This window comes from uncultured Lactobacillus sp. (assembly GCF_945290125.1).
In the GTDB taxonomy this organism is placed as follows: domain Bacteria; phylum Bacillota; class Bacilli; order Lactobacillales; family Lactobacillaceae; genus Lactobacillus; species Lactobacillus rizhaonensis.
This window is the reverse complement of record NZ_CALYQV010000053.1, coordinates 1-12,686: the sequence shown is the minus strand read 5'-3', so window position 1 is coordinate 12,686 and position 12,686 is coordinate 1. Positions and strand designations below refer to the sequence as shown.

The window sequence follows — 12,686 nt, the reverse complement described above, 5'->3', positions numbered from 1 at the left end:
CACCAATAGCTGCTTTAATCGCACCATCAACACCGTTTACCCCACCAAGAAGGGCACCGGCAATGGCGTGAAGAGCTGCTCGTCCTGCTCCACCTTCATCCCAAATATCATTCGGTTGCTTATGGAGCTTGTCAGCAATATCTCTGACAGTCGTTGCCATAGTGGCAGAAGCTTTTGACCAATCCTGTTGTGTCTTGAGCTGGTCGTTAAGCTTGCTTTGTAAATCAGGAAGACCTTTGATGACATCATTGGCTTTTGCAGGATCACGATTGATTTCGCTGATTGGCCTGGTTACGCCGCTTTGTTCAAGTTCTTTTTGCTTTTCTGGATCGGTAATGATGATCTGTCCAGGGGATATGGTTGCCTTGGCACTGCCTTGATCTTTCCCCTTATCCGTTAAAGTTGGCTTGACCAATGGCCCGGAACCGGGAGCTCCTATACCGCCAGTGCCAATCGTTCCACCTATACCTGAGGTTGATGCTTTCCATTCTGATCCGGTTTCAGTATCTGACCAGGTAATGGTGCCCGTTTGAATTTCATTTTTCTCGGCAGGTGCACTGCTTACAATAGCTCCACCTTGACTATTGGTGTTGTCGGCGACTTTTATGTGATTGCCACCATCTCCTGCATACAGTCCTGCTTGATTTGGCACGGTGTTGCTTTTGCCATTTGCTTTTTGTTGTGTGTAGTCAAGGCTGACACCACCACTTCCAAAGCCGCCAGAGATAGTCTTGTGGTCTATATTAACCGTTTCAGTATCAGCGCGGGTGATGATGTTCAGGTTTCCATTGATATCAGCAGTAATTTTGTTTGCATGAGCCTGACTGCCGTCAAGAGTAAAATCTCCATCTTCGGTTTTTGCAGTGAAATCACCCGTCGCATTGATAATGGTGCCTTTGTGATAGGTTCTTTGAGAGGATGACTTGCCCTTATCATCATAAGCGCTGCCCGTGGGGGAGATTGCCTGATCAAAACCAACCTGTGCACCTGAAGAGTGAGAATTGCTTGAACTATTATTCGAGCCGATGGCACTGCCAAGATAGATATTATGTTTGGCTAAGAAATTAACATCGCCAGCTTTATCATCTCCACTCAGAGCCCATAGAGGATTTGTACCGGCAGTCATATCCGTGCCGGAACTATAGATACTCCCCTGCTTTGATATCACGTTGATTGATCGTCCGACATTGATGTCGTTGACCACGGGCGTGGAACTTGTGCTGGATGATTGCCATTGTTCCTTGTTAAAGCCGGCCGTTATAGAACCGTTAATCAGATTGCCGTTGTTAAGAGTATCTTTGAACTGTCCCTGCTGGATGGATTGCAGGTCTTTATAAGCTCCGATAAGCTGCCTGCCCGCTCCATAGCCATTTGCGCCTGCAATGGCTATGTTCGATAACCCCTTGCTGCCTGAACCATTCCCAAAACGATTGGCTGCATCGTTCATATCTTGCACAGCGGAAGCAGCACCACTTCCAACTGTTGCCGTTACACCAGCAAAGAGGCGTTTATGCATCTCATCATAATTGGAGACGTTATTAGCGGCAAGAAAGTTGATATCGCCTTTATCTGTAGTGAAGTTGGCATCACGACCTGCTGTATATTTACCGGCTTGAGAATTAATATCGCGCTCTGCATGCATGTTGATATCATTGCCGGCATTAAACTGAGATTGCGAATTGGTACTATGGTCTTCACTCTTCGTATCTGACCCTTTGCCATAGCCAATACCAATAGAAGCACTCGTATTACTGGTTTGTAATTGGATACCAATACCAGAGCGTGTCTTTTTTTCGCTTTCAGAGCGACTTTCATGACCCGGTGTAACGTTGATATCGCGAGCTGCATTGACATTAATATCGTGACCGGCATTTGCCGTTGAACCAATGACATTCACATCGGTATCACTAGCGTTTACATTGATGTCGTGGCCTGCTTTTAGTTGGGAGCCCTTATTATCGGTTCTTTCAGATTTTTTTTCTTGTCCTTCGGACCCATAGATCGCATAGAACCCGTCGCCAGAACCTGTACCAAAGCCAGTTGATTTTTTCTTGGTTTCAAATGAGTGATTTTCCTGTGCTCCCATAATGGTGACACTGGAACCATCCATATTGATGTCGTTACCAGCAACTGCATTCGAACCGGAGATGACCGTAAGACCATCGGAATGCGTATTAATGTTGCCTGATGCGCCTAAATTGGTAGCAACATTTTTTTCGTCATAAACATTTTTTGAGTTGGACGAGTTACCTGCAAAACCTTTGGTTTTGCTATTTGACTGGTTGCTTGCAATATCTTTTCCCGAAGCTACGACAAGATTGCCACCGACATTAATGTTTAAATCAGCTGTTTTGTCACCTGTTCCTGCCATAATGTCGGAAGCGGAAATAGTAGTGTTGTTGCCGGACTGGATATTGACGCCATTTTTGCCAAGAACGGAAGAACTATTGGTTGTTGTGGATTCTTCATGCTTTGTCTTGGAAGTCTTTTTCCCAAAGGGGCCACTGCTTTTTTCATTGAATGAGGAGTCCAGATAATGGGTATCTTCACTTGCAAGAATGTTGACATCATTGGTAGCTTTTAAACCGATTTTTCCATCGGCAGTAATTTCACTTCCCACGATATTAAGGTCATGGGCCTGCCCATCTTCTCCTGCTATAGCTGTTAAATTGCCGCCGGTAGTGATGGAGGAACCAACGGCTTTCGTGTCTTCTTTGTCAGCTTTATAGATCGACCCCGAGGTTTTTTGTTTATCAGTATCGGACATTGCAATGACATTGATGTTGCCACTAGCTTCGATGGATCCATTGCCACCGGCGTTCAAATGAGAGGCGCCAACAAGGATATCTTCACCAGCTTTAATGCCCATATCTTTGCCTGCGCTGACATTCGAGCTCTGTTGTTTTGTCGTGTCAAAGCTGTTGTTGCCATGTAAACTACCGCTTGCTTTGTCCTGTGTGGAAACAATCGCAATGTTTTTACCGGCATCAATGCCCAAGCTGCCACCGGATTTCACCTCGGAACCGGCAATGACTACATTTTCTCCTGATGACAACCTCATATTACCAACCGAACTAATGTCCGATTTCTGTTGGGTGGTGCTTTGCCCGAAACCGTCTTTGCGATTGTCCTCAGCTGATTGAATAGTAAGATTGCCTTTGTCGGCAGACATAGCAAGTTGATCACCTGCATGAACGCTGCTGCCGGTAACGGTAATATTTCGGTCCGCCTTTACTTGCAGATTTTTGCCGGCCTCAATATCAGAACCGGTAAGGTTTTCCGAACCATCGGCTGTGTTCGTTTTGGCTGTGCCGATGTTGACATTTCTACCAGACAGACCAACATCTTCTCCTGCTTTAACGCCAACACCGTTTAAATTGAGATCAGTGCCGGATGACAATAGAGCTGCACCACCAGCATCAATGGCTTGAGTTGGTACTATAACATCCTGTCCGTTGAGTTTTGTTGTTCCGGCATTTAATTCAATGCGACCTGTTGATGCTAATTGCATATTGCCTTTTGCAGCAAAGCCGCCGCCATTGGACAAAATGTCATTAGCATTCAACCTCAAATCACTATTCGACGCGATAAGACCTGAATGGGTGATATTGTCTGTTGTAATATCAACACTTCCACCCTGTATAACAGCGCCAGATGTTTTGACGCTGGCCCGATCTTTAGCCGAAACATAAAGAACAGGGGCATAGACTTCTGCACCATTGACGTTTTGTTTGACATAGACAACGATGGATTTATCAAGTGATGCAACCTGTTCAGCAGATAAAGGCTCACCAAATGCCAGGTTATGTTCAGAACTGTAATCGGCACCGGCATCAAGAAGGCTCTTCATCTGGCTGATGGGATCATTGCCGGGAACAAAAGATCCCTTACCAAATCCTTGACCCACCAATTCTCTCATTTGTTTGTCAATAAGTTGGTTTTCAAAATAGGCATCACCTAAGAACAGCAACTGATGATCGGGTTTATAGACTATATGGTTGAGATAGTAGGATGAGCCATAAAATTTACCAATATCAAGGAAATCTGCTCGTGTTTCGTAGATAAAATATTGATGGGGTAGCGTTCCACCAAAACCGCCTGAATTGGTTTTTGGGGTTGGAATATCGCCACGTGCTATCGCCGCCGTTATATTGACAGTGCCATTCTGTTTTTGCAGATGATTAAGGTCGACAGTTGTTGTGAATAACCCTCCGGGTAAAGCACCAACTGATTGAATTGGATCAACCGATTTACCGACTGCTTCATAATTTGCAACGCCGCCTTGGATGTCATCAGTTTTTGCGGTATTCTCAATTGTAGCGATGTTCATGGTTAAATGACCACCGGCTTTGATTGTAGAACCTAATACATCGACAATTTCGTTTTTTATTACGCGTCTACTATTTGCACTTAAATCCAACGCCGAATTTCGGCTGCCATCAGAATTGTAAGCATAGCAAGTTTCTCCGCTGGCCGAACAGGTAATAAACTTTGTTTTGGTAAGAGCTTGGCCTTTATTCACGAGATGGTTGCTGACTATAGACGCATTTCCACCTGCTTCAATGTCACTAAAGAAGTTATCAATATGATTGGCATCGATTATCATATTGTTATTTGCTTGAATAAGACCACGTTTGGTAGGTTTATTCGTGAAATACTGTGTCTCGACTGTTTCTAGCATGGAGGCCTGACTATTCCAGTCATACCAAACCTTGCCCTTATCATCATTGGAATCGACGTAATTCCAAGTAAAAGCCTTGTAGATTGTACCATCTGGAAGCGTTAAATGGCCGTAGGTTTGCTCTTTGGTCAACCAGATTCCGGATTGCAACCATGTAACGTCACATCCATCCCGACATCCGCCAGCTCCCCATGCAGGGCTTTTTTTAGGGTCAAAGAAGAGACGCCCTCGCATATCACTTTTACCCTCAGATTGGAGTCGTTCACCTTGCTCTGGAAGAATAAAATTATGTTTTTCTTCTTTGGTTTCAGTTGTAAATGTAGGTTCTCCATCTGCATTATTTAGAAGATATTGAGTAAGGATAGAGAGGTTTTGTCCAGCTTGGATAAAGCCGGCTTTATTGGTAACGGAGGTATTTTTACCGTTGCCATCATAGTTGGCCAATTGGAGATCAGCTTGAGACATGATGGTGCCGAAATTGTTGAGAAGGGCACCGTTAACGAAGAGAGAGCCGTTGCTGCCTGCATAAATTAGGCCTTGACTATGGTTGGTTAGATTGCCAGATGCTCTAATGAGCAGGTTGTTTTGCGACTGTAATTTGGCATAGTTGTTAACATCTGACGAAGTTATATTAAGATCATGGAAAGCTGCCAACGAGCCGTAGTTGTCGACGGTTGAGGAAGTGTTAATGGTAAGGTCATGATCAGCGATGATCTTTGTATTGGCATCTGTTATAAGGGATGGGAGTGTGAGTTTGATATCGCCATCACCACCATTGGAAGAATTTGTTGTTAAATTGGCATTTTGAACGTTGAATACATTCCATGCGTTAGCAATGAGCCCCCCATAGCTTAGCGTACTATTTGAAAAATCTATTATTCCAGCGTTGAGATTGAGTGTTTTTGCCGTTTTTAGGTTTTGTGCCCGATTGTTACTAAAGTCTAGCGTCTGTGCCGAAAGGGAAATACCTTCGACACCAATCAAAGTATTTTCTAAACTCAGTCTGCCCTGATCAGATTTTAAGATCGCATCTTTATAGGATAATAATTGATTATATTCGATGTCATTTGTTGCTAAAAGTGTTAACGTATCGGCACTGATTGCTTGACCAATTGAAATATGGCCAGAAGCAGTGACGCTTGTTTTTCCATAATTTTTGAGTTCGACTTGACCAGTCTGACCGGTTTTATCGAAATCAAGTCCACTGACAAGTCTGTTTGCGTGAACATTACCCGTGTTAATGACAATGTCATTTGCAGCCAATAAACTTTGAAGGTCAATATTTTGACCGGAGAGGTATGACGAAGCATAAGTGGTGAGATTATTTGCAGTAATTGAAGCACTGTTGATTGTAAGATTTCCTTTTACCGTTGCTTGTCCAAGGTTTGTTGTTTGTGCTTCATAAAGCGCCTCACCACCTGAATAGGATTGTCCATCAACAGTGATCGTATTTAAAGCGTTAAGATGAACGTTTGCCTCAGCATAATATTGGTTTGCAGCAATTGAACCATTTCGGGCTAATATCGTAAGATCAGCAAGCGTCTGTAATTGTTTACTGCTAATCGAACCTTTATTGGCAGTAAGCACAATTGAGCCTCCACTCAAAAGCTTTTCAAGTTGGAGGTTGCCCGACAGAGTGGTGATAGTTGTTTTTGCTTTGGAATCAAGCGGGCTATCAGTTGGATTCCCGATTAATGCTTGTCCGGCAACGACGTTATTTCCAATAAGCGCTCCAGAAAAAATAGAAATATTAGAAGAAGCTGCAAGCGTATTCCGGATGACTGTATTTTGTTGGGCAGAGAAATCAATTGTATGAGTGCTATAGACATTATCTGTTACAATGTCTCCTGCTTTAGACGAGAGTGATAAATCAGCGGTTCTGACAAAATTTAGATCGCCCGTGTTATTGAGCGCATTAAAATCAAGTCCATTTGCGAGCGTTGAGACATTGATACTTCCCTGCGAATCAAGATGAATATCTTGTCCTGCCAGAGCAGCTTGAGCTTTTGTAGAACCTAAAGCACGAGAATTAATATTTTTTGAAGCTATAGCATTTCCTGTGATATTAATATCAGATCCGGCATTCAATGATAAATTGTTAAAACTAATGAGAGTATTCGCACTAATTGTACCACTGTCGGCTGTAATATTTAAATCCCCGCCGGTCGCCTTGATGCCGTTTTTTGCCTGGATATCACCATTTTTGCTATGTAGATTAGCTTTTCCATTCGCAACTGCGACAAGAATATCAATTGCTTTATCTGCTTCAATTGATATGTCTTTACCTGAAGCCACTTGGCTTGCTTGTATAGCATCATCGGACTTTAACTCAAGTTTAGCTCCGGAAATCGCTGTATCCTGAATAGATAGCAACCCCATCCCTGAATTGACCATGAGATCGCCATCAGCACTGATTGTTTCAATTGTAACGCCTTCACGGGCTTGAACATCAACGTTTTGCTTAGATATTATCTTTTTAGCTGTGAGTTTTTTATTATGGCTAACAACTTTCACTCCGTCGTGGCCGGAAACATTATTGAGGCTCAGTTTGCCATCAGCTGATAAAGTCAACTGTCCGGCATTAGCCGCCATATCGTTGCGCATACGTACGCCAACGCCTTTTTCAGTGGCAATAACCTTGATTTTATCAGCCTGAAGGGCACCAAGTTCTGAACCATCAATGGCATATTCTGGTTTACCAGAAATGTCATAAAGCTCTTTCATCTCTCGGCTAGCATAATCATATTTCCCAGTGCCCGCTGTTATACTAATATCGTGCCCCGCAACAGGACCATTGATTGTGACCGTCCGAGAAACGATATCAAGAATGTCAACTGAGCCTGCACCGGACGCCATATTTGAGCCTTTGGGGCTAAATGTTATATTACCATTGCGGACATCAAAGCCGGTTAATCTTCCATTGCCATCAATTTGTGGTACACCTGTTGTTAATGTAGCACGTGGTGTATTTATAAAACCGCAGCCATCGCACGTAATACCATTAGGATTGGCAATAATAACATTAGCTTTTTGGCCAAATACTTCAGCTGGTCCAGAAAGGGCGGAGCGGTTACTACTTGTCACTTCATTAAGAATAACAGATGCGGGATTTGCATTCCGTAAGTTAGGGTTGCCAGGCATTACCCCACCTAATTGGGAAATTCCAACTTCACCCTTGTAATTGTTAAGAATTACACCAGGATTTTCGATGTTAAAATCTTTATATTTGTTGTGTGACAAACCCGTATTATTGGGCTTTGCAATGTCTATTGATGGTATGCCGTTAGGAGCCTTACCAATATTCGGGCCATTATTAACTCCTGCGTTTGGATCGGCAGCTAATTGTGCTCTGGCTATCGTCGGCTGAGCAACAAGCAGAGCGCTCATCACACCAGCTATGAGTTGTTTTGTTAAGTTTGCTAGAATAGGGCGTTTCGAAGGCCAATCCATATTCATTGTAGTTACTCCCGCATCTATTGTGTTCGACATTGACGCCTTTGACGGTGTCGGTTGTCCATCTACTCCGCGATTTCTTCGCAATTAATGTAGCTAAAAATTAATTGCTACTGTAACGAAGGCCATACTTCCTTTATCCTGTTTGACTGTCGTTGTGATTATTTTTGAATATCCGCTATCAAACGTGAAATGGCCGCCAGCCAGTCTAGCTCCAAGCGTCCAACTAGATAAGTTTTCATCTTCAAAGCCATAATGGGCTTGCGCAAAAACTTGTCCATAATCAAGTCCAGCATAAGGACGAAATTCACCCAAAGTTTTTACAAGGCCGGAATTATTACCCCAAGGAACAGTGCGCCAAAGAATTTCATTTCGCGAAAAAAAACCTCTATTACCATATATAAGACTTTCACGAGCACCACGAACATTAGAATAACTTCCAAGAGAAATTTGTTCAGCACCAAACAGATTATCCGCAGCATACTGGCCTACTAGAAGATTGCTGAGAATAAAATTTTGTTTGGCGACTTTGAATGGCGTCGCGGCGCTGATCGTTGCCGTGAATTTAGAAAATTCTGGATTTGCATTACCGGCTCCGGGCTCATGTTTTTTGACGGCACCAAAAATTCCCAAGCCTTGCAAATAGGTCAAATCAAATGTCCATGTACCTTTTAGCATTTGCAGCGAATGAGATAATCCCATATTACCAACCGTGTAATTACGGCTACCAACTTCTATTTTATTACCGAGAAGAAAATTATTGGTTTCTTTATAGGCTAAACCCAAATTTAGTGTTGTTATAGAATTTCCATCACGATGAATAACGCGACTTGCAGATCCATTCAATTCGCTTGAATCTCCAGATGTTCTGCTGGCACCATAATTTCCTTCTATAAAACTATGATATTTGTAATTATATCCAGAAAAGTTAAGTGTCCAGTATCCATTCGGAATACTAACACTTCCTGAATAATTATTACTTCTGCCATCAGTATCATTATCGTGCCAATAATCTTTATTTGTTTTCTGATAACTGAAGTTCCATAAATCGTTAACTTGCAAAATATTATCAAGCGCCAAACCGACGTTGTAACGTGCATATCCAGTTGAAGCCTGCCCAAGAGTGTCGTGGGAAATATTCATCTGCCACGGTTTGGTTGTTTTGTTGGTTATATTAAGTATAGTGCTTCCATCATCCTTGCCAGGTAACATTTTACTTTTTGCGTTATTGTTGGCAAGTCGGTTCATTTGATCAAGACCTTGTTCAACATCACGCATATTCAGAACGCGGTCTTTCATTCTAGGAAAAGCACTCATAATCACACCGTCATAAGGGCTTGCTTCCTTGTCATTCATATAAAAATTGGACAGTTTTCCTTCTACAACAACAAAATTTAAACGATGACTATTTTTAATGTCTTGTTCAGGAATATAAATACGGGAAGTTACATATCCATTATCTAGATATGCATTTGTTAATGACTTCATAATTGCTTGAATATCACCAAGTCCGACGCATTTTCCCCTATATGGTGCAGTAATATTCAATATGGTTTTGTCAGAGAGTTTTGTTACGCCATCAATTTTTATGCTGGTAACTTCAAAACAGGTTCCATTTTTAGGTAGTTCGACTTTCTGCATTTGTGTTTGAGGAAGATCGTTCGGAGTAAAACGTTGTAATTGATCAATTTGTTGCTTCTTCTGTTGCTCAGCTTGTCGTCTGGCAAAATCATCAGCCGGGGATTGAGCATTTGAGAAGGATAAGAGATTCCAAAAAAAAGTAACTGAGATAACTGCACAAGAACTAACCTTGGAAAAATCTTTTTTATATATATTCATGGCAGTCTCGCGCCTTGCTTAAGTGCAGCAATTGCATCAGGTAATCCCTTTAAGGAAAATTTAATATTAACATTCTGTCCATTAACTAATTGGAAGTGTCCTTCCGCGTCAGAAGCTTTTTTAAACGTCTGAAGCAATTTGTTATCTAAGTTTTGGCGTGCCCAACATCCTTCTTTATTACAATTTTGAAAATTTGTTTTTAGAATTTCCTTACCGATAATACTATAACGAAGCCCAAACGGCAAATAGACATTTAACGGTGTGACACTAGTCATCACAAAGTTTGGCTTTCGGCTATCATTGATAGGATATTTCAGTGAAATCGCAATTGATAAGATGGTAATAACATCATTTTCGTGTTTTACCTGTTGTAACTGCATTAATTCACATTTCTTGCCATTGCGCTTCGTGAGATTCTTAGTTTGCTTTGATATTGCGGAAGCATCAATACACCGATAAAACCAGTCTCCAAACCGTTGTTGTGTTGGATATTCGAGTCCAGAACCTTCACTTGTCGTTGGATTGACACCAGCTTCAGCAAAACTTTGCGGCATTTCGGTTAAAATGCATATCACAATAAAGCAAAATATGAAAAAACTGCCTCTTGACCATGACATATGACAACCCCACTCTATTTTTCATCGAAAATCAAAAATAAAAGCGGAAATATCAAAAAAATTTAAAAGTGTAAATTAATTTAAATAGGTATTCACATTAATTAAAGTAAAGATCATATTTTTAAGGATTGAGTTCATTCATTTCATCCTAACAGAAAGTAGTTTAAGATATTTTTATTCGATTAGTAATCAAGATGCAATTCACCTCCTCTGGAAGAAAGATAAAAATGCAATTTTGGAGTACTTTAAAAGCATTGCGTAAGCAGCTTTGCATGATTTCAGAAATTTCAATATCATTGAAGTGTTTGCACTCGCCAAAGAAGATTTCCAGATTGTTGATACGCTTTTATGAAATTCATAGATATTCCTAACATCATAGGCAGTGAAACTTTTCATATTTATAATGGAAAGAGTTTTATCGAGTGTCGAGTAGTCGACAATTAGCGGGATGTTTAGAATAGGAAAGTGTGAAATTTTCCAATTGGGTTTCAAAACTTGGAAGAATTTTTAACTAAATTCCGCGCCCATTGTTGCTTTTGTGAATGCAGTTGAAATGATAGATTTTATTCAAATATATATTATCCGCCAGTCAATGTGGTATTTTTCATTTGAGTTTAAAGGTAATTATTTCCCGCAGTTTATGATAAAAGAGCATGACTATTTTTCATTTGCCCTCAACAAAATGGCAGCAGAACTCATTGTTTGTGCTATCGTGAAATACTATATCAATGTGTTTCGTTTAAATTGCAAAATGCGATTTTTGCCCTAAGATCAAACAAACGAGCCAAAGCAAATTTCTCTATGTGATAATAAAAAAATTTTTTTAAATAAATTTTAAAATATAAAATATTTATAAAATAAAAATCAAATTAAAATAAAATAATTAAAAAACAATGCACAATAAAATATATTACATTATATTTTTATAGTTTATGGACCAATTCATAGCAGTCACCATTTCCATTTAGTGTTACCCCTGTAATTAAATCATCCTTATCCGTCATAATATCAAGGCTGCACGTTGTTGTTTGAAGTGTTTGTACGGGGGGTATATTGACTATTGAAGAAACATTATGCCCATTTACCATTCGGGTGCCAGCAAATTTGCGTGAAGGTAACGTGTTCTTCCAAATAGTACCACTACACATCCAACTGTACTTTTTCCCAGAAGTTGTAATATTCATACTGTGTGGCGCTCCTAAACGGTTTTCAGCTTCTTTAATTGAAAGTCCAGATAGTCGGTTTTGCGTTTCCAATGGAATGTTTCCGAATGTCGGAGAGCATCCACTCAAAATTAGAATGATGTAGAATAATTCGATTTTTCTAAAAAAAAATTTGTGCATTGTATTCAGATTAAAAAGTGTTAATTGATCTCAAAACTGAATTTGAATAAATACCACTTTTTTTCTTAATTAACAGAATTTTTGTGTAAACAATATAACGAAAGTTTCTCCGGTGTTGCTTTTTTGAACACTTCAATTTACGCTTATTATAAGCATAAAGATTGATTTCTCGGAAGGATTCTTCAAGATAAGGCACAAAGTAACAGTCTATCCGCAACAAGCGCTCCCCCAAGTCATGGATGATCCATATGCGGACACGAGCAAGCAAAGTTAGTCATGTGAAAATGAAACCAGCCATTACCGTATCACAAATAAGTTCAGAATTTAAGCTTTAGAACACAATTTACGAATAATACTGCCAATAAAACGCGTGGAACTGATTTCCGTCATTTTTAAGACACTTTCCATTTTTAATTGAGGTACCCTAAGATAGTTCATAGTGTGACATCGCTTTCGTTATGTGTGAACTTTTCCTAAAAGAGTTTAAAATGAAAGTATGCTTCTACGTTTTTGCTCTATAGTAAAAAACAGGACGCCAACGAAAAATGCCGACTACTGCAGCTTATCCACAGAAACTTAATGAAATCAATTACGTGGTGTAACCGACGTTATGATAATAATATCCCTCCACACAAAATCTTGGCTTTTTAGTTGCGCTCCATGAATTTATGAAAGCTTTTTGACCAACCATTAACTTATGCTTTCAATAAATTTGTATTGCTGTTTATAACGGAATCCTCCACCGAAATATAT

4 protein-coding genes are annotated in these 12,686 nt (G+C 40.4%); all 4 read right to left on the bottom strand.

Annotated elements, in window-relative coordinates:
* The coding region (locus Q0K80_RS08260; protein WP_294605334.1) for a hemagglutinin repeat-containing protein at window positions 1-8,137 on the bottom strand (8,137 nt) is incomplete at its 3' end.
* Between the two features lie 93 nt (window positions 8,138-8,230).
* Complete coding sequence (locus Q0K80_RS08255) at window positions 8,231-9,973, bottom strand: ShlB/FhaC/HecB family hemolysin secretion/activation protein (protein ID WP_294605332.1); 1,743 nt, start codon at window positions 9,971-9,973, stop codon at window positions 8,231-8,233.
* A complete protein-coding gene (locus Q0K80_RS08250) occupies window positions 9,970-10,590 on the bottom strand; it encodes an invasion associated locus B family protein (RefSeq protein WP_294605330.1) in 621 nt (206 codons plus the stop codon). Before Q0K80_RS08250 ends, Q0K80_RS08255 begins: the two co-directional genes overlap by 4 nt.
* Window positions 10,591-11,513: 923 nt before the next feature.
* Window positions 11,514-11,846 carry a hypothetical protein gene (locus Q0K80_RS08245; RefSeq protein WP_294605328.1) on the bottom strand — a complete coding sequence of 111 codons (333 nt, stop codon included), beginning with the start codon at window positions 11,844-11,846 and terminating at the stop codon, window positions 11,514-11,516.
* Between the last annotated feature and the right edge of the window lie 840 nt (window positions 11,847-12,686).